This is a genomic window from Mycobacterium helveticum (genome assembly GCF_007714205.1).
Lineage (GTDB): Bacteria > Actinomycetota > Actinomycetes > Mycobacteriales > Mycobacteriaceae > Mycobacterium > Mycobacterium helveticum.
This window is the reverse complement of the sequence record NZ_VMQU01000008.1, coordinates 20,368-39,755: the sequence shown is the minus strand read 5'-3', so window position 1 is coordinate 39,755 and position 19,388 is coordinate 20,368. Positions and strand designations below refer to the sequence as shown.

General features: G+C 69.7%; 15 protein-coding genes. 12 read left to right on the top strand and 3 right to left on the bottom strand.

All coding sequences use genetic code 11. From position 1 onward, the window contains the following. Positions 1 to 79: 79 nt before the first annotated feature. The 3 genes from FPZ47_RS03310 to uvrA all read left to right on the top strand — a co-directional run bounded on the left by FPZ47_RS03310 (position 80) and on the right by uvrA (position 3,868). Positions 80 to 340, top strand: a complete 261-nt coding sequence (locus FPZ47_RS03310; protein ID WP_144948965.1) for a type II toxin-antitoxin system VapB family antitoxin — start codon at positions 80 to 82, stop codon at positions 338 to 340. Beyond that, the gene (locus FPZ47_RS03305) at positions 337 to 732 is read left to right on the top strand and encodes a type II toxin-antitoxin system VapC family toxin (RefSeq protein WP_144948962.1); all 396 of its coding nucleotides are present in this window, start codon (positions 337 to 339) and stop codon (positions 730 to 732) included. Before FPZ47_RS03310 ends, FPZ47_RS03305 begins: the two co-directional genes overlap by 4 nt. A 220-nt stretch (positions 733 to 952) precedes the next feature. Beyond that, positions 953 to 3,868 (top strand): excinuclease ABC subunit UvrA, encoded by a 2,916-nt coding sequence (gene uvrA / locus FPZ47_RS03300; RefSeq protein ID WP_144948959.1) that lies wholly within the window; start codon positions 953 to 955, stop codon positions 3,866 to 3,868. A gap of 75 nt (positions 3,869 to 3,943) precedes the next feature. Here the strand turns inward: uvrA and FPZ47_RS03295 are convergent, their stop codons facing one another. The 3 genes from FPZ47_RS03295 to lysX form a co-directional block, all read right to left on the bottom strand. Then, the gene (locus tag FPZ47_RS03295) at positions 3,944 to 4,195 is read right to left on the bottom strand and encodes a PspA/IM30 family protein (protein WP_144948956.1); all 252 of its coding nucleotides are present in this window, start codon (positions 4,193 to 4,195) and stop codon (positions 3,944 to 3,946) included. Positions 4,196 to 4,209: 14 nt separating this feature from the next. Next, the gene (locus FPZ47_RS03290) at positions 4,210 to 5,655 is read right to left on the bottom strand and encodes an alpha/beta hydrolase (RefSeq protein WP_210419825.1); all 1,446 of its coding nucleotides are present in this window, start codon (positions 5,653 to 5,655) and stop codon (positions 4,210 to 4,212) included. A gap of 117 nt (positions 5,656 to 5,772) precedes the next feature. Further along, positions 5,773 to 9,090 (bottom strand): bifunctional lysylphosphatidylglycerol synthetase/lysine--tRNA ligase LysX, encoded by a 3,318-nt coding sequence (gene lysX / locus FPZ47_RS03285; protein ID WP_246133284.1) that lies wholly within the window; start codon positions 9,088 to 9,090, stop codon positions 5,773 to 5,775. 409 nt (positions 9,091 to 9,499) lie between these two features. Between lysX and infC the strand changes: the two genes are divergently transcribed. The 9 genes from infC (at position 9,500) to FPZ47_RS03240 (ending at position 19,287) form a co-directional block, all read left to right on the top strand. After that, positions 9,500 to 10,108: a translation initiation factor IF-3 gene (gene infC / locus FPZ47_RS03280; RefSeq protein WP_144949073.1), complete on the top strand. Its 609-nt coding sequence runs from the start codon at positions 9,500 to 9,502 to the stop codon at positions 10,106 to 10,108. A 39-nt stretch (positions 10,109 to 10,147) separates the two neighbouring features. After that, positions 10,148 to 10,342 (top strand): 50S ribosomal protein L35, encoded by a 195-nt coding sequence (rpmI, locus tag FPZ47_RS03275; protein WP_144948950.1) that lies wholly within the window; start codon positions 10,148 to 10,150, stop codon positions 10,340 to 10,342. A 79-nt stretch (positions 10,343 to 10,421) separates the two neighbouring features. Next, positions 10,422 to 10,811, top strand: a complete 390-nt coding sequence (rplT, locus tag FPZ47_RS03270) for a 50S ribosomal protein L20 (protein ID WP_144948948.1) — start codon at positions 10,422 to 10,424, stop codon at positions 10,809 to 10,811. A gap of 16 nt (positions 10,812 to 10,827) precedes the next feature. Beyond that, positions 10,828 to 11,625 (top strand): TrmH family RNA methyltransferase, encoded by a 798-nt coding sequence (locus FPZ47_RS03265; RefSeq protein ID WP_144948945.1) that lies wholly within the window; start codon positions 10,828 to 10,830, stop codon positions 11,623 to 11,625. A 117-nt stretch (positions 11,626 to 11,742) separates the two neighbouring features. Beyond that, a complete protein-coding gene (locus FPZ47_RS03260) occupies positions 11,743 to 12,672 on the top strand; it encodes an adenylate/guanylate cyclase domain-containing protein (RefSeq protein WP_144948942.1) in 930 nt (309 codons plus the stop codon). Positions 12,673 to 12,681: 9 nt separating this feature from the next. Beyond that, a complete protein-coding gene (locus FPZ47_RS03255) occupies positions 12,682 to 13,485 on the top strand; it encodes a rhomboid-like protein (protein ID WP_246133283.1) in 804 nt (267 codons plus the stop codon). A 159-nt stretch (positions 13,486 to 13,644) separates the two neighbouring features. Further along, positions 13,645 to 14,688: a phenylalanine--tRNA ligase subunit alpha gene (pheS, locus tag FPZ47_RS03250; protein WP_144948939.1), complete on the top strand. Its 1,044-nt coding sequence runs from the start codon at positions 13,645 to 13,647 to the stop codon at positions 14,686 to 14,688. After that, on the top strand, positions 14,688 to 17,183 hold the full coding sequence (gene pheT / locus FPZ47_RS03245) for a phenylalanine--tRNA ligase subunit beta (protein ID WP_144948936.1): 2,496 nt from the start codon (positions 14,688 to 14,690) through the stop codon (positions 17,181 to 17,183). Before pheS ends, pheT begins: the two co-directional genes overlap by 1 nt. Positions 17,184 to 17,586: 403 nt before the next feature. Then, a complete protein-coding gene (locus tag FPZ47_RS03240) occupies positions 17,587 to 19,287 on the top strand; it encodes a PE family protein (protein ID WP_144948933.1) in 1,701 nt (566 codons plus the stop codon). Positions 19,288 to 19,388 lie beyond the last annotated feature (101 nt).

Genomic DNA, 19,388 nt, shown 5'->3' with positions numbered 1-19,388 from the left:
ACGGCCACGAGCTTAGGCTGGCAGTGCCCAGCCGTACTCTGTGATGCCGGTGCCATTGCCGGGGTAGAAAGGTACCAATGTGGCGCTGAACATCAAAGATCCGTCAGTGCACCGGGCGGTCAAGCAGATCGCGAAAATCACCGGTGAATCTCAAGCTCAGGCGGTGGCGATTGCGGTGAACGAGCGCCTGGCCAGACTGCAGAGCGACGATCTCACCACCCGGCTCTTGGCCATCGGCCATAAGACCGCGACCCGGATGAGCCCAGAATCGATGAGCCCAGAGTCAAAGCGGCTCGACCACGCTGCTCTGCTCTATGACAGGCGAGGTCTGCCGGCGTGATCGTCGACACGTCGGCGATCACTGCGATTCTGAGGGAAGAGCACGACGCCGCGGTCTACGCTGCCGCGATCACCACTGCCGATACACGCAGACTGTCTGCAGTTAGCTACCTCGAATGCGGGATAGTCCTGGACTCCCAGCGTGACCCGGTCGTTAGCAGAGGCCTCGACGACCTCATCGGCGAAGCCGATTTCATCATCGAACCGGTGACCGAACATCAGGCACACCTGGCCCGCCGGGCATACGCAGATTTCGGCAATGGCAGCGGCCACCCCGCGGGATTGGACTTCGGCGATTGCATCTCCTATGCCCTGGCGATCGACAGACGCGAGCCGCTGCTGCGGAAAGGCAACGACTTTGGGCACACGGGCGTCCAAACGGCGCTGGACTGATGGTGGTCGGCTACAGCCGTCAGGAATACGCACCGAGATGCCAAGCGCGAAGTCGAGAGACATGACCGACCGAAAATCAAGATCAACAACCACTGCCTACAAATCTGTCGCGCGCCCCCGCACTTACCGCGGTACGGGTCCGGCGCTGCATGTCGGCGTGGGCGCATAGCATGGATCGCGCCGTGCGCAGTAAACGCCTCGTGGCAAGGAAAGGGGCAGTGTGGCTGAACGCCTGATCGTCAAGGGCGCCCGCGAGCACAACCTGCGTGGCGTCGACCTCGACCTGCCCCGCGACGCGCTGATCGTGTTCACCGGGCTGTCCGGGTCGGGCAAGTCGTCGCTGGCGTTCGACACGATCTTCGCCGAGGGGCAGCGCCGCTACGTGGAGTCGCTGTCGGCCTACGCCCGCCAGTTCCTGGGCCAGATGGACAAGCCGGACGTCGACTTCATCGAGGGCCTTTCCCCGGCGGTGTCGATCGACCAGAAGTCGACCAACCGCAACCCGCGGTCGACGGTCGGGACGATCACCGAGGTGTACGACTACCTGCGGCTGCTGTACGCGCGCGCCGGCACGCCGCACTGCCCGGTCTGCGGGGAGCGGATCGCCCGCCAGACCCCGCAGCAAATCGTCGACCAGGTCCTGGCGATGCCGGAGGGCACCCGGTTCCTGGTGCTCGCTCCGGTGGTGCGCACCCGCAAGGGCGAGTTCGCCGACCTGTTCGAGAAGCTCAACGCCCAGGGCTACAGCCGGGTGCGGGTCGACGGCGTGGTGCATCCGCTGACCGATCCGCCGAAGCTGAAGAAGCAGGAGAAGCACGACATCGAGGTGGTGGTGGACCGTCTCACCGTCAAGGCCGGCGCCAAGCAGCGGCTCACCGACTCGGTGGAGACGGCGCTGAACCTGGCCGACGGCATCGTGGTGCTGGAGTTCCCCGATGATCGGGCCCATGAACACGACCGCCCCCGCGAGCAGCGGTTCTCCGAGAAGCTGGCCTGCCCCAACGGGCACGCGCTGGCGGTCGACGACCTGGAGCCGCGGTCGTTCTCGTTCAACTCGCCCTACGGGGCGTGCCCCGAGTGCAGCGGCCTGGGTATCCGCAAGGAGGTCGACCCCGAGCTGGTGATCCCGGATCCGGACCGCACGCTGGCCGAGGGCGCGGTGGCGCCGTGGTCGGCGGGTCACACCGCGGAGTACTTCACCCGGATGATGGCCGGGCTCGGCGAGGAGCTCGGCTTCGACGTCGACACCCCGTGGCGCAAACTGCCGGCCAAGGCGCGCAAGGCGATTCTGGAGGGTTCCGACCACCAGGTGCACGTGCGCTACCGCAACCGCTACGGCCGTACCCGTTCGTACTACGCCGATTTCGAAGGCGTGCTGGCGTTCCTGCAGCGCAAGATGGCGCAGACGGAATCCGAGCAGATGAAGGAGCGCTACGAGGGCTTCATGCGTGACGTGCCCTGCCCGGAGTGCGAGGGCACCCGGCTCAAGCCGGAGATCCTCGCGGTGACACTGGCCGCAGGGGAGGGTGGTGCCAAGTCGATCGCCGAGGTCTGCGCGCTGTCGATCTCCGAGTGCGCGGATTTTCTTCAGCGCCTCACCCTGGGCCCGCGGGAGCGGGCGATCGCCGGGCAGGTGCTCAAGGAAATCCAGTCGCGGCTGGGTTTTTTGCTCGACGTCGGGCTGGAGTACCTGTCGCTGTCGCGGGCGGCGGCGACGCTGTCGGGCGGCGAGGCCCAACGCATCCGGCTGGCCACCCAGATCGGGTCCGGCCTGGTGGGGGTGCTCTACGTGCTCGACGAGCCGTCCATCGGGCTGCATCAGCGCGACAACCGTCGACTCATCGAAACCCTCACCCGCTTAAGGGATTTGGGGAACACGTTGATCGTGGTCGAGCACGACGAGGACACCATCGCCCACGCCGACTGGGTCGTCGACATCGGCCCGCGGGCCGGCGAGCACGGCGGTCAGATCGTGCACAGCGGAACCTACAGCGAACTGCTGACCAACAACGACTCTCTGACCGGCGCCTACCTGTCGGGCAAGGAGAGCATCGCGATTCCCGCCGTGCGGCGTCCCGTCGACCCGCGCCGGCGGCTGACTGTCGTGGGCGCGCGCGAGCACAACCTGCGCGGCATCGACGTGGCGTTCCCGCTGGGCATGCTAACCTCGGTGACCGGCGTGTCGGGTTCGGGTAAGTCCACGCTGGTCAACGACATCCTGGCCGCGGTGCTGGCCAACCGGCTCAACGGCGCCCGGCAGGTCCCGGGCCGCCACACGCGGGTCACCGGGCTGGATCACCTCGACAAGCTGGTGCGGGTCGACCAGTCGCCGATCGGCCGCACCCCCCGCTCCAACCCGGCCACCTACACCGGGGTGTTCGACAAGATCCGCACCCTGTTCGCGGCCACCACGGAGGCGAAAGTCCGTGGCTACCAGCCCGGTCGGTTCTCGTTCAACGTCAAGGGCGGCCGTTGCGAGGCCTGCACCGGTGACGGCACGATCAAGATCGAAATGAACTTCCTGCCCGACGTGTACGTGCCCTGCGAGGTGTGCCGCGGCGCCCGGTACAACCGGGAAACCCTTGAGGTGCACTACAAGGGCAAGACGATCGCCGAAGTGCTGGACATGTCGATCGAGGAAGCGGCGGAGTTCTTCGAACCGATCAGCAGCATTCACCGCTACCTGCGCACGCTGGTCGACGTCGGGCTGGGTTACGTCCGGCTCGGCCAGCCCGCTCCGACGCTGTCCGGCGGCGAGGCGCAGCGCGTCAAGCTGGCGGCCGAACTGCAGAAGCGCTCGACCGGGCGGACCATCTACATCCTCGACGAACCCACCACCGGGCTGCATTTCGACGACATCCGCAAGCTGCTGAACGTCATCAACGGCCTTGTCGACAAAGGCAATACGGTCATCGTCATCGAGCACAACCTGGACGTGATCAAGACGTCGGACTGGATCGTCGACATGGGCCCGGAGGGCGGCTCCGGGGGCGGAACCGTTGTCGCACAAGGCACTCCGGAGGACGTTGCCGCGGTCCCGGAAAGCTACACCGGGAAGTTCCTCGCCGAGGTCGTCGGCCGTGCTCCCGCGCGCGCCCCGCAGCGGCCCGGCCGGCGGCGCAAAGTCACGGCCTGAGTCTGCGGTCACCGCGCCGAAACTGCACCCGGCGCGGGCGTTCGTCGCATCCGAACGCGCTGACCGCAGACTCGATCAGCCCGGCGGGCGGTCGCCGTCGTCGACGCGCATCGACTCCCGGATCTGCGCCAGCCGCTCGGCGGCCGCGCGGCTGCGCTGCGCGTACTGCTCCTCGACCGATCGCCCCTCGGGCGACTCGGCGTCCAGTTCGGCGGCGCCCAGCGACGTCGCGTAGCGGTCCTCGATCTTGTCCCGGACGGATTCGAAGGTGGGCACACCGGCGTCGTCGTGTCCGGCGCCGGCAACGGCTTCAGGTTCGTCGGGCATGCGACTCCGGGCGGCTACCTGGTGGAGCCGCCGCGGGAACGCTGGGCCGGAACCACCACCGGGGCGGAGGCCACAGCGGGCGGCGACGCACCGGGCAACGGGGTCCGCGGCACGCCCGGGGTGCCGATCTGGCCGGACAGCCAGGGCAGCGCCGCCGCGAAGGCCCGGTCGGCGAACGGCCAGTCGTGCCGGCCCGGTTGGGGAAGCACGGCGCAGTCGATCCCGTTGGCGCGACCGAGTGCGCACAGCGAGTAGGCGGCCGCGGTCTGGTTGGTCGGGTTGGCGGCGGCGTCGCGGCCGGCGAGGCGCATCGCGCCCGTGTCGGCGATCGCCACGTCACGGCGTGGTGCCGACGGACCGTCTGCCGAGATCGCGAACCATCCGGCCACCCGGGTGTAGGGCCCGTGCCGGGTGATCACCGTGGTCGGGTCGAAGGCCGCCCACGCGTCGCCGTTGCCGCCGAACAGTCTGGCGATCGTCTGCGCCTTGTTCCCGGCGTTGGGGGAAAGGTCCCCCGCGATGTCGACGAACGCGCTGAACATCTCGGGGTGCATCACGGTGAGGTCCACGGCGCAGGTGCCGCCCATGGACCAACCCGCGACGCCCCAGTGCGCGCGGTCGGGGCTGACCCCGAACGTGGAAACCAGGTATGGGACGACGTCTTTGGTGAGGTGGTCGGCCGCGTTGCCGCGCACCCCGTTCACGCATTCGGTGTCGTTGTTGAACGCGCCGCCGGAATCGACGAACACCAGCACGGGCGCCTTGCCCTCGTGCGCGGCCGCGAAGTCGTCGATCGTCTTGACCGCGTTGCCCGCGCGCGTCCAGTCCGCGGGCGTGTTGAACTGTCCGCCGATCATCATCACCGTCGGCAGGTGCGGCGGTGGGCTCGCGGCGAACCAGGCGGGCGGAAGGTAGACGAGCTCACCCCGGTGCTTGAAATGCGATGCCACCGAGGGGATCGCGACCGGCAGCACGCTGCCGTGCGACGGCCGGGTGCCTTTGGCCGCCATCGCGGTGACGGTGGCCTGGTCGGTTTGGTCGGGCAGCGGGCCGGAAACCATTTGATTCCAGGCGGATTGCACGGTGGGGAAGTAGCCGACCCACAGGTTGACCGCCAGCGCGGCGCTGAGCAGACACAGCGGCACGGCCGTCAGGGCCGCGCCGCGCCGCCAGCGGCGCGCGCTGCGCCAGCCCAGCGGGAGCAGCGCCGCGGCCATCCCCGTCAACGCGATCCAGAGCCAGACCGCGGCCGGTGCCGGGTCGTTGGAAAGACCGCGGTCGGCGAGGTACCAGTGCGTCGTGTACGCCGCCGCACCGCCGACCGATGCGGCCACCGGCAGCCGCACCGTGCACCAGCGCCGGGATCGCCGGCCGACGGCCAGCGCCAGGATCACCGCGGCGACGACCTGGGTGGTGACGGGCACCCAGCCATGCATCACTGAGATGTGGCCACTTGCCATCAGCTGCGCCGCGGCGTGGTTGGACGCTGTCACATGAACGATTGTGGTCCATCGTCAGCCACGCTGGAACGTATTCACCGAATGTTCGCCGTGGACTCGTTGGGAGTCGCCGCCCGGCTAGTGCGGCTTTGCCAGCGGGAACGGCAGCGTCTCGCGGATGCTGCGGCCGGTGATCAGCATGACGACGCGGTCGATGCCCATTCCCATCCCGCCGGTCGGCGGCATCGCGTACTCCATGGCTTGCAGAAAGTCCTCGTCGAGCTGCATGGCCTCGGGGTCCCCGCCGGCGGCCAGCAGCGACTGCTCCTGCAGGCGGCGCCGCTGCTCGACCGGGTCGGTCAGCTCGCTGTAGGCGGTGCCCAGCTCAACCCCCCACGCCACCAGGTCCCACCGCTCGGCCACGCCGGCCCGGCTGCGGTGCGGCCGGGTCAACGGCGACACGGACGTCGGGAAATCGGTGTAGAACGTCGGCCGCTCGGTGCGGTCCTCGACCAGGTGCTCGTACAGTTCGAGCACCACCGCGCCGGCATCCCAATGCGGCCGGTAAGCAATGTGCGCGGCGTCGCACAGCCTGCGCAGCGCCGCCAGGGACGTGTCGGGGTCGACGCGTTCGCCGAGCGCTTCGGACACGGCGTCGTGCACCGACTTCACCGGCCACATACCGGAGATGTCCACCGGTTCCAGGTCGGCGCCGTGGGCGCCGCCGCGGGGCCGCATCACGATCTGCTCGCCGTGGGCGGCCGCGGCGGCATTCTGGATGAGTTCGCGGCAGCCGTCGATCCACACCGTGTAGTCGGCATGCGCCTGGTAGGCCTCCAGCAGGGTGAACTCCGGGTTGTGGCTGAAGTCGACACCCTCGTTGCGGAACGCCCGGCCCAGCTCGAACACCCGCTCCATGCCGCCGACGCACAACCGCTTCAGGTAGAGCTCCGGGGCGATGCGCAGGAACAGGTCCATGTCGTAGGTGTTGATGTGGGTGACGAACGGGCGGGCGGTGGCGCCGCCGTGGACCTGCTGCAGGATCGGTGTCTCGACCTCGATGAATCCCTTGGCGAACAACGTGTCCCGCACCGAGCGCACGACGCTGCTGCGCGCCTTGATCAGCTCGCGCGACTCGGGATTGACCGCCAGGTCGACGTAGCGGGTCCGCACCCGAGCCTCCGGGTCGGTGAGCCCGTTCCACTTGTTGGGCAGCGGCCGCAGGCACTTGCCGAGCATCCGCCAGTCGCGGACGATCAACGAGCGGGTCCCGTTTTTGCTGAAGCCCATGTGCCCGGTCATTTCGACGAGGTCGCCGAGGTCGACGGCGCCGGTGAAGTCGGGGGCGTCGCCGTCCAGTCGGGAACTCTCGAGCAGCACCTGCAGTTCGCCCGACCAGTCCCGCAACTGCGCGAACAGCACGCCGCCGTAATCGCGTATCCGCAGAATCCGGCCGGACACCGAGACGGTCTCCCGGTCGTCGGCCTCGAGCGCCGCGGCGATGGTGTGGCTGGGTGGAGCGCCCACCGGGTAGGCGTCAACACCGCTGCGCTGCAAGGCTTTCAGCTTGGACAGGCGCACCCTTACCTGCTCGGGCAGGCGGCCGTGCGACCGCTGCCCGTCGGCCTCCGCGCGCCGCAGCCCGCTCACGTCGGGTGCCGACCCGTCGGCGTGCAGCAGCCCGGACTCGACCAGCCGGGCCGGCACGGCCGGGTGGTGGCCGGTGTGCGCCTTGTCGCGCCGGCTGAACGGCAGGACCAGGAAGCCCTCCGCGATCACCGAGGCGACGCCGACCCGCGGGATCAGCCGGGCGTCCTCGTAGCACGCGTACCGGGGAACCCATTCGGGCTGGTACTTCATGTTCGAGCGGTACAGCGTCTCCAGCTGCCACCACCGGGAGAAGAACAGCAGCAGCCCGCGCCAGAGCCGGGCGACCGGGCCGGCGCCGAGCTGGGCGCCCTGTTCGAACGCCGACCGGAACATCGCGAAGTTCAGCGAGATGCGGATGATGCCCAGCTGTTCACCGCCCAGCGCCAGTTCGCTGACCATGAGCTCGATGGTCCCGTTGGGGGACTGCGGGGAGCGGCGCATCAGGTCCAGCGAGACGCCGGTGGTTCCCCACGGAACCAGCGACAGCATCGCGACGACCTTGCCCTGGCGATCGAGCGCCTCGACCAGCAGGCAGTCCCCGTCGGCGGGGTCGCCGAGCCGGCCCAGCGCCATCGAGAAGCCACGTTCGGAGGCGGTGTCGCGCCACGCGTTGGCGCGTTCGATGGTCGCGGTCATCTCGTCGGCGGGAATGTCGCGATGCCGTCGGATCCGCACCGTGAGCCCGGCCCTGCGGGCCCGCGTGACCGCCTGGCGCACCCCGCGCATGTCCGGCCCGGACAACCGGTAGTCGGCGGTCCGCAAGATGGCCTCGTCACCCAGCTCCAGCGCGTTGAGGCCGGCCTCACGAAAAGCCTGCGCCCCCTCCGAACTGGCGCCCATGACGCCGGGTGCCCAGCCGTATGCCTTGCAGAGGCTCAACCACGCGGCGATGGCCTGCGGCCACGCTCTGCGGTCACCGATCGGGTCGCCGCTGGCCAGGCAGACCCCGACCTCGACCCGGTAGGTGATGGCGGCGCGGCCGCTGCTCGCGAACACCACCGACTTGTCGCGGCGCGTCGCGAAGTATCCCAGGGAGTCGTTGTTGCCGAACAGCTCGACCAGCCCGCGGATGGCGGACTCGTCCTCCCCGGTCAGCGCGTTCTCGGCGCGCTGGGACTGGAACAGCACGATCGTCGCCGCGATCAGCGCGAGCGCGCCGAACAACCCGAAGATCGCGTTGAGGATCAGGTGCGGCCGGCCGCTGAACAGGTCCGAATCGGCCAGGGCGAAGCCGAACACGCGGTTGACCACGTAGGGCAGCCGGTCCTGGCGCGCCAGCGACCCCGGCCAGAGCTCGACCAGTCCCCAGGACACCACGATCCCGATCGCCTCGGCGACAACCAGCACCGCGGCCGCCTTGAACAGTGCGCCGCTGCGCACCTTGGCCCAGAACTCCCGATACGCCAGCACCAGCACGACGGCCGCCACGACGTGCACCGCGAACCCCAGGTTTTCGCCGAGGATCTCGGCCGGGGTGTTGTCGCCCGCGGCGATCTCGCCGGCATTGAGCACCGCCGAAAGGACCATGTTGCCCAGCAACAGCACCCAGGCGATGCGCTTGCGTGCCGTCAGGGCGGCGGCCAGCAACGCCAGGACGAACGACCAGGCGACGCTGGTGTCGGGGAAGTTGAACAGGTAGCTGTTGATGAATTCCCGCGGCACCCTGATCAGCACGCGGACCAGCGGCGACACGCTGGCCACCAGCGACAGCGTCGCGATGACGCCCACGGTCCAGCCGGCGGCCGCCGGGACCCAGTGATACCGGGAAGTCGACCGGCTGCCGGAACGAGGCGTAGCGACAGTCACAGACCGCGAGGATATTCGCTCAATCCTGGAAAAGCCTTGCGAAGCGCCCGGCATGGCGCACGGACTTCGGCGGCGGGTGCGGGCCACCGACAGGCGCAAGTGCGGGGAAAGGCTCCGGTGCTGCTAAACTCACCTCTGCGACCATCCTGGCGAACGCCTGGAAAGTTAAGTGGAGTCCCACTCCCACCGCTGGCCGGCAGAATTGACGAGGCTCAGCGGTCCGGTCACAGGCACCTCCGGTGCGTGTTCCGCGGTGACGCGGGCGGCTTGGCTGTTCTCGCCGCGATCGGTCGGCATGGGCCCTGCTGGAGCAGGGCTTTTTTGCTGGTGGTGTGGTTCTCCCCTGGCGGATCCGGACGGCCCGGGCGCTGGTCGTGACTACCCGACAACGCCCACCCAGGGAGGCCCCATCAGCACTGAGACCCGCGTCAACGAGCGCATCCGCGTACCTGAGGTCCGATTGATCGGCCCAGGGGGGGAGCAGGTGGGCATCGTGCGCATCGAAGACGCACTGCGCGTCGCCGCGGACGCCGATCTCGACCTTGTCGAAGTTGCCCCGAACGCCAGACCACCGGTCTGCAAGATCATGGACTACGGCAAGTTCAAATACGAGACGGCGCAAAAGGCGCGCGAATCCCGCCGGAACCAGCAGCAGACCGTCGTCAAAGAGCAGAAGCTGCGACCCAAGATCGACGACCACGACTACGAGACCAAGAAGGGCCACGTGGTGCGCTTCCTGGAGGCGGGGTCGAAGGTGAAGGTCACCATCATGTTTCGCGGACGTGAGCAGTCGCGGCCCGAGTTGGGCTACCGGTTGCTCCAGCGGCTGGGCGCGGACGTCGCCGAGTACGGATTCGTCGAAACGTCGGCCAAGCAGGACGGCCGCAACATGACGATGGTGCTGGCGCCGCATCGGGGCGCGAAGACCCGCGCCAGGGCGCGGCATCCGGAAGGACCGGGGGCCGGGCCGGCACCGGATTCCGACGGAAGCGATGAACCCACGCCTTCATCGAACTGACCTGAGACCCGGACAGCAGACCAGCAGAACGGAAGAGACATGCCCAAGGCCAAGACCCACAGCGGGGCGACAAAGCGGTTCCGGCGCACCGCGACCGGAAAGATCGTCCGCCAGCGCGCCAACCGCCGGCACCTGTTGGAGCACAAGTCGACAAAACGGACTCGGCGGCTGGATGGCCGCACGACCGTTTCAGCCAACGACACCAAGCGTGTCAAATCGATGCTGAACGGCTGACCGACGCGCCGGGCCGGGACGCGAGCGACCCGGCACCGGCACCTGACCAGTTACACCCGAACGAGAGTGGGAACATCTCATGGCACGCGTAAAGCGCGCGGTCAACGCCCAGAAGAAGCGGCGCAGCATCCTGAAGGCCTCGAAAGGCTATCGGGGTCAGCGCTCCCGGCTTTACCGCAAAGCCAAAGAACAGCAGCTGCATTCACTGAACTACGCCTACCGCGACCGCCGGGCGCGCAAGGGGGAGTTCCGCAAGCTGTGGATCTCGCGGATCAACGCGGCCGCGCGCGCCAATGACATCACCTACAACCGGCTGATCCAAGGGCTCAAGGCCGCGGGCGTCGACGTGGACCGCAAGAACCTCGCCGACATCGCGGTCACCGACCCGGCGGCGTTCAGCGCGCTCGTCGAGGTGGCTCGCGCGGCGCTGCCCGAGGACGTCAACCGTCCGTCGGGAGAGGCTGCCTGAGTCCGGGCGCCCTTCGGTGCTGACCGAGCGCTCGGCCCGGGTGGTCGCGGCGGTCAAACTGCATCGCCACGTCGGGCGCCGGCGTGCGGCGCGATTCCTGGCCGAAGGCCCCAACCTGGTCGAGGCCGCCGGCCTGAGCGGGCTGGTCCGCGAGGTCTTCGCCACCGAACCGGCGGCGCAGCGGCACGCCGCGCTGGTGGGCGCGCTGGAATGCCCGGTCCACCTCGTGACCGAGCGGGCCGCCAAGGCGCTCTCCGAGACCGTCACGCCGGCGGGCCTGGTCGCGGTGTGCGAACTGCCGGGAACCCGGCTCGAGGAGGTGCTGGCCGGGCGGCCCCGGCTGGTCGCGGTGGCCGTCGAGATCGGCGAGCCGGGCAACGCGGGCACGCTGATCCGCATCGCCGACGCCATGGGCGCGGGGGCGGTGCTTTTCGTCGGCCACGGCGTCGACCCGTACAACGGCAAATGCCTGCGGGCGTCGGCCGGCAGCATGTTCTCGGTGCCGGTCGTCGTCGCGCCCGACGGGCACGACGCCCTCGCGGCGCTGCGCGGCGCCGGCCTGCAGGTGCTGGCCACCGCGCTGGACGGTGAGACGCGTCTGGACGACACCGACCGGTTGCTCAGCGCGCCGACGGCGTGGCTGTTCGGGCCGGAATCCCACGGCCTGCCGGCCGAGTTCGCCGCGGCCGCGGACCACCGGGTGTGCATCCCGATGGCGGGCGGCGCCGAGAGCCTCAACATCGCCGCCGCCGCGGCGATCTGCCTCTACCAGAGCGCGCGGGCCCTGGGTCTGCTGACGCCGGCCTGCCCGTAGGGGGCTACCGGCCCCCGCCCGGCCGATCACGGCCTGAGCGGCCCTTTCGTTGCGACGTGCGACACATGGGGCGCGTGTCGTTGCCTGCCTCCGCGAGAAGCACCTAACGTGGGATGAGTGGAAGTCGCGCCCCCCGATCCGGACACGGGCGAAGTCGAAGAACCGGTGGCAACCGCGGCGCCCTCGACTCTTCGGCGGCTCCCTCCGGTGTCGATACAGAACGCCACCCAGTGGTGGCACACCACCAACCACAACCCCGGGGTGGTCGGCCTGATCCGGCGGGCCCGCCGGATGCTGCCGGGTGATCCCGAGTTCGGCGATCCGCTGTCCACCGCGGGCGACGGCGGACCCCGTGCCGCGGCACGCGCCGCCGACCGGCTGCTGGGCGATCGTGGTGCCGCGTCGCGCGAGGTCAGCCTGGGTGTGCTGCAGCTGTGGCAGGCGCTGACCGAGGCGGTCTCCCGGCGTCCGGCCAACCCGGAGGTGACGCTGGTCTTCACGGACCTGGTCGGGTTCTCGTCCTGGTCGTTGCAGGTCGGTGACGACGCGGCCCTGACGTTGTTGCGGCAGGTCGCGCAGGCCATCGAGCCGCCACTGCTGGACGCCGGCGGGCACATCGTCAAACGGTTGGGCGACGGGCTGATGGCGGTGTTCGGCGACCCGACGGTCGCCGTGCGGGCCGCGCTGGCAGCCGACAAGGCGCTGCGATCGGTCGAGGTGGCCGGCCACACCCCGCGAATGAGGGTGGGCATCCACACCGGACGCCCGACGCGGATGGCCTCGGACTGGCTCGGCGTCGACGTCAACATCGCGGCCCGTGTGATGGAACGGGCCACCAAAGGTGGAATCATGGTGTCCGGTTCGACGTTGGACCTCATACCCCAGACCGAACTCGACGCCTTGGGCATCTTCGCAAAACGCGCACGTAAACCCATGTTTGCGGCCCAGCCCGCCGGGCTGCCCGCAGACTTGGCGATCTATCGCCTCAAAGCCCGCAGGGAGTTGGCAGTTTCCGATGACAGCGACCAAGCCGAATCACAGGCATAGTGGGTGTCGATGATCTACGGCATCTTGTCCCGGCTCGGCCGGGTCCGGTTCACCGTCGGCTACGTGGCCGTGCTGCTGGCCGTCAGTTCCGCGCTGATCGTCCTGGGTCCCCAGGCGCGCGCGGTGATCATTCAGCACGCCAGCACCAACCTGCACAATCTGGCCCGTGGGCACCTGGGCACCCTGCTGGGTAGCGCCCTGGTCGTCGATGCCGGTCCGCTGTACTTCTGGCTGCCGTTTCTGACGTGCATGCTCGTCCTCGCCGAGCTGCACCTGCGCACCATCCGGCTTTTCGTGGCGTTCGTCGTCGGCCATATCGGGGCGACGCTGCTGGTTGCCGCCGCGCTGGCCGCGGCCGTCGAGTTGCGCTGGCTGCCGTTGTCGGTCACCCGGGCCAGTGACGTCGGCATGAGCTACGGCGCCCTTGCCGTCCTCGGGGCGATGACCGCGGTGATTCCCCGGCGCTGGCGGATGGCGTGGGTCGGCTGGTGGGTGGCCGCGGCCATCGCCTCGGCGATCGTCGGTGGCGATTTCACCGATGCCGGTCACACCGTCGCCGTCGTCCTGGGCGTGCTGGTGTCGTCCCGGTTCCGCCAGCCGATCTACTGGACCCCGGCGCGCAGCATGATGCTGGTCGCGTCGTCGGGCTTCGGGTTCCTGCTGCTGGCCCATCACTGGGCGACGATGGCCGCGGCGCCGGTTTTCGGTGCCCTGGGCGCGGTGCTGGCCTACAAGATCGACCAGATGGTCACGGCGCGCAGGGCGGTGCTGGTTCCGGCGCCGGACGTCGCGCGGCCGGTCGCGTCCGGATAGTCTGCCCGGCCCCGGCCGCCCGGCGCGCAACTCGAGGGGCTCCGGACCCGATCGCATATGATCGGCACTCGGCCGGTGCCGCGCCTGGGCGGATTAATCGGGCGCGCCCGGCGACGATGCGGGCAACTGGACAGCCGTGAGCAAGGAGAGTGTCGCCGCGTGGGTGAGCAACCCGTCGACCTGTCGCCGGACGCGTTGGCCAAGGCGGTCGCCGCCGCCCGGGAGGCCATCGCCGGCGCCGGCGACCTCGACGCGCTGGCGCGCATCAAGACCGAACACCTCGGTGACCGTTCGCCGTTGGCGCTGGCCCGCCAGGCGCTGGCCGCCGTGCCCAAGGAGGAACGCGCCGACGCCGGCAAGCGCGTCAACACCGCACGCGCCGAGGCCCAGCGCAGCTACGACGACCGGCTGGCGGCGCTGCGGGCCGAGCGGGATGCGGCGGTGCTGGTCGCCGAGGCCATCGACGTCACCCTGCCGTCGACCCGACAGCCGCCCGGCGCCCGGCACCCGATCACGATCCTGGCCGAGCACATCGCCGACACCTTCGTCGCCATGGGCTGGGAGGTGGCCGAGGGGCCGGAGGTCGAAACCGAGCAGTTCAACTTCGACGCCCTCAACTTCCCGGCCGACCACCCCGCCCGCAGCGAACAGGACACCTTCTACATCGCGCCCGAGAACTCCCGGCAGCTGCTGCGCACCCACACCTCACCGGTGCAGGTGCGCACCCTGCTCGAGCACGATCTGCCCGTCTACATCGTGTCGATCGGCCGCACCTTCCGCACCGACGAACTCGACGCCACCCACACTCCCGTCTTCCACCAGGTCGAGGGCCTGGCGGTGGACCGCGGCCTGACCATGGCCCACCTGCGCGGAACGCTGGACGCGTTCGCGCGCGCCGAGTTCGGTCCGTCGGCGCGCACCCGGATCCGGCCGCACTTCTTCCCGTTCACCGAGCCCTCCGCCGAGGTGGACGTGTGGTTCGCCAACAAGAAGGGCGGCGCCGACTGGGTGGAGTGGGGCGGCTGCGGCATGGTGCACCCCAACGTGTTGCGGGCCGCCGGAATCGATCCCGAGGCGTATTCGGGCTTCGCGTTCGGCATGGGCCTGGAACGCACCTTGCAGTTCCGCAACGGCATCCCGGACATGCGCGACATGGTCGAGGGCGACGTCCGGTTCTCGTTGCCGTTCGGGGTCGGGTCGTGATGCGGCTTCCCTACAGTTGGCTGCGCGAGGTGCTGCAGGCCGGTGCCCCGGGCTGGGACGTCGCCCCCCACGAGCTCGAGCAGACGCTGGTGCGCATCGGCCACGAGGTCGAACAGGTGGCGCCCCTCGGTCCGGTCGACGGCCCGCTGACCGTGGGGCGGGTCGCCGCGATCGAGGAGCTCAGCGGCTTCAAAAAGCCGATCCGGGCGTGCCTGGTGGACGTCGGCGAGGGACGGCAGCGTGAAATCGTCTGTGGGGCAACGAACTTCGCCGTAGGTGATCTCGTCGTGGTGGCGCTGCCCGGCGCCACGCTGCCGGGCGGCTTCGCCATCGCGGCCCGCAAGACCTACGGCCGCAGCTCCGAGGGGATGATCTGCTCGGCGACCGAACTCGGGCTGGGCACCGACCATTCCGGGATCCTGGTGCTGCCGCCGGGCACGGCCGAACCGGGGGCCGGCGGCGCGGCGGTGCTGGGTCTCGACGACGTGGTCTTCCACCTGGCCATCACGCCCGACCGGGGCTACTGCATGTCGGTGCGCGGCCTGGCCCGTGAGATCGCGTGCGCCTACGACCTGACGTTCGTCGACCCCGCGGACGTCAAGCCGTTGCCGGTGGCGGGGGAGGCCTGGCCGCTGACGGTGCAGGCCGGCACCGGCGTGCGGCGGTTCGCGCTGCGCCCGGTCACCGGGATCGACCCGGCCGCGGTGTCGCCGTGGTGGCTGCAACGGCGGCTGCTGCTGTGCGGCATCCGCGCGACATCCCCGGCGGTGGACGTCACCAACTACGTGATGCTGGAACTGGGCCACCCGATGCACGCCCACGACCGCAACCGCATCACCGGGGGACTCGGGGTGCGCTTCGCCCGGCCCGGCGAGACCGTCGTCACCCTCGACGACGTCGAGCGGCGGCTGGATGCGGCCGACGTCCTGATCGTCGACGACGCGGCGACGGCGGCCATCGGCGGCGTGATGGGCGCGGCGAGCACCGAGGTGCGCGCCGACTCCACCGACGTGCTGCTGGAGGCGGCGGTGTGGGACCCCGCCGCGATCTCGCGGACCCAGCGCCGGCTGCACCTGCCCAGCGAGGCCGCGCGGCGGTACGAGCGCGGGGTGGACCCGGCGGTCTCGGTGGCCGCGCTGGACCGCTGCGCGACGCTGCTCACCGACATCGCCGGGGGCGCGGTGTCCGACGCCCTGACCGACTGGCGTGGCGATCCGCCGCGTGATCGCTGGTCACCACCGCCGATCCGGATCGGCGCCGACCTGCCGGACCGTTTTGCCGGTGTCGCGTACGCCCCGGGGACGACGGCCCGTCGGCTGACGCAGGTCGGGGCCGCGGTGACCCCGGACGGAGCAGCGGACGGCGCGCTGACCGTGACGCCGCCGAGCTGGCGGCCGGACCTGGTGCAGCCCGCCGACCTCGTCGAGGAGGTGCTGCGGCTGGAGGGGCTCGAGGTCATTCCGTCGGTGCTGCCGTCGGCGCCCGCGGGCCGGGGGCTCACCGCGGCGCAGCGGCGTCGCCGTGCGATCGGAAAGTCGCTGGCCCAGTCCGGCTTCGTCGAGATCCTGCCGACGCCGTTTTTGCCGGCCGGCGTCTTTGAGCTGTGGGGACTGCCCGACGACGACCCCCGGCGCGCCACCACGCACGTGCTCAACCCGCTGGAAGCCGACCGTCCGCACCTGGCGACCACCTTGCTGCCCGCACTGCTGGAAGCTTTGGGGCGCAACGTATCCCGCGGTCTTGTCGACACCGCGTTGTTCGCCCTCGCCCAGGTGGTCCAGCCCACCGAACAGACGCGGGCCATCGAGCCCATCCCCGTGCACCGGCGCCCGACCGACACCGAGATCGCCATGCTGGACGCGTCGCTGCCGCGCCAGCCCCAGCATGTCGCGGCGGTGCTGACGGGCCTGCGGGAACCGCGGGGCCCGTGGGGGCCGGGCCGGCGGGTCGAGGCGGCCGACGCGTTCGAGGCGGTCCGCATCGTGGCGCGCGCCGGCGGCATCGAGGTGACGCTGCGGGCGGCCCAACGGCTGCCGTGGCATCCGGGCCGGTGCGCCGAGGTGCTCGTCGGTGGCACCGTCGTCGGTCACGCGGGCCAGTTGCATCCCGCCGTGGTCGAGCGGGCGGACCTGCCCAAGGGCACGTGCGCGATGGAGCTCAACCTGGACGCGATTCCGATCGTCGCCGCGTTCCCCGCGCCGCGGGTCTCGCCGTTCCCGGCGGTGTTCCAGGACGTCAGCCTGGTCGTGCCGGCCCGGGTGCCGGCGGCGGCGGTCGCCGACGCCGTGCGTGAAGGCGCCGGCGAACTGCTCGAGGACATCGCGCTGTTCGACGTCTTCACGGGTCCGCAGATCGGCGAGGACCGCAAGTCGCTGACGTTCGCACTGCGCTTCCGGGCACCGGACCGCACGCTCACCGAGGATGACGCCAGCGCCGCCCGCGACGCCGCGGTGCGGTGTGCCGCCGAACGCGTCGGCGCCGAACTGCGCGCCTGAGTCCGGTCCTCGCCGCCGCCGTAGGTCCCGCGGCCCCGTCATCGCGCCGCCGTGGTTCTGCGGACCGGGGACTTCGGGCACCGCGAGGCGGGGCCTCTTCGGTCCGATCCCGAGAAAATTGCGGACACTACTTGCAAGTAATCTACTTGTGGGTAATATCAGTGCTCGTCCGGCTGACCTGGGGCACTGTTGTCGTGGTGAACCCTCGCGTCCGGGATGATCGTAAAGGTTCCGGCTAGGGATTGGGTGTTGAATCATGCTGTCAGCAGGCGCTTTTCGGAGTGATCCGAAATAATTTCGGCATATTAGCGCTTGCGCCCAACCGGGAGCTTGTTGAAGCCACGCACAACCACGTAACAGCGGGTGACCGCTGGTCATTGGGTACTGAGTCAAGGAGATTGACATGTCATTTGTGATCGCGGCACCGAGTCTGGTGGAGAGCGCTGCCACGGATTTGGCGGGTATTCGTTCGTCGCTGGCGGAGGCCGCGTCGACCGCGGCGTTTCCGACCACGGGGATTGCCAGCGCGGCGCAGGACGAGGTGTCGATCGCGGTCGCGACGCTGTTCGGCAACGTCGGTCAGGAGTTTCAAGCGCTGAACGCCTCGGCGCAGATGTTCCACGCACAGTTCGTCGAGTTGATGAACACCGGTGCCGGTGCCTACGCGGCGGCCGAGGCGGCCAATGCCGGGCAGACCCTGGTCAACGGGGGGATTGTCGGCAACATCGGCGGGACTCTGGGCGGGTACCTCGGCGGTGCGGAGGCCGCCGCCGGCCAATTCGGTGCCTCGGTCGGCGCCGGCCTGAACGGCGCCGTGACGGCGGTGCAGGCCGACGTCAACGCGGTCTCGTCGGCCATCCTCGGCGCGCCCGCGTCCGTGACGGGCGCGATGCAGGCCGGCGCGCAAGGGATTTCGCAGGCCGTCACCGGTTTCGGGAACCAGTTCCAGGCCCTCGCCACCGGCGGCGTGCCCGGGCTGATCACCAGCGCGAACGTCTTCGCCAACCAGATCGCGGGCCCGTATGACACGCTAGTCTCCAATACCCTCGGCAATCTGCAAACCATCGCCACCACGACGATCAACAACCCGTTCCCGTTCCTCAATCAGCTCGTGCACAACCAGGTCGGTTATGCGCAGACAATCGCCACGGCGATCGGGACCGGTCTCGTCAACCTGCCCACCGAGTTGGCCAACCTGCCGGCGACCATCCAGGCGGGCATCCAGGGCCTGCTGGCCTTCAACCCGGCGCCGTACGTGCAGGAGTTCATCAACCAGCAAATCGGCTACGTCCAGACGGTCGTCACCGGCCTGCAGAGCGCAGGGCAGGACTTCCTCACCGAGTTGGCGGCGTTGCCATCGGCTTTGCAGACCGGTTTCCAGGATCTGCTGGCGGGCAACGTGACTGGGGCGCTCAACGCCGTCCAGCAGGGCTTCCAGAACCTGTTCGTGACCGGCCTCAGCGCCCAGGCCAACCTCACAACCGGAATTATCACGGTCAACCCGACGGGCACGTTGGGAGATCTGCTGCCGATCCTGAACATCCCCGGCGAGATGGCGCAGAACTTCGTCAACTTCCTGCCCCCGTCCATCCCCACCCAGATCGCGCAGAACTTCACCAACCTGCTCACGACGTTCACGAACGCGGCGGTGACGGCACAACTGGGCGCCACCACACTCACCCTCAACGTTCCCCCGCTGGCAACGCTCGCGTTCGACCTGGTGGGCGCGCCGCTGACCACGTGGAACGCGATGCAATCGAGCGTGGGCGCGTTCCTGGGTGCCGTGCAGACGGGGAACGTCTCGGGTGCCATCGCCGCGGTCCTCGACGCCCCGGCCGTCGTCGCCAACGGTTTCCTCAACGGCCAGATGACGGTCGCCCTGCCGCCGTTCGATCTCATTGGGTTGCCCTCGCAGACCATCATCCCCGTCGGCGGGATCATCAGCCCGCTCAACCCCGGCACGATCCTGCTTGACGGTTCCCCGTTCCCGGGGCCTGGGGACACGCTCGGCACCACCTTCGGCGGTATCGTTCCCGGCCTGCTGAACTACTTCCCGCAGGCACTGGCCGAGGCCATCGGCGCGCCGCTGATCACCGTCCCGTAATGGGACGGGGCCAGGATACCGGGCAGCTCGCCGGTGTCCTGGCCCGCAATCCGCGTTGGCGATGTGCCGGCCGGAAGGTCCCGGCCCGACACGCGGCGATG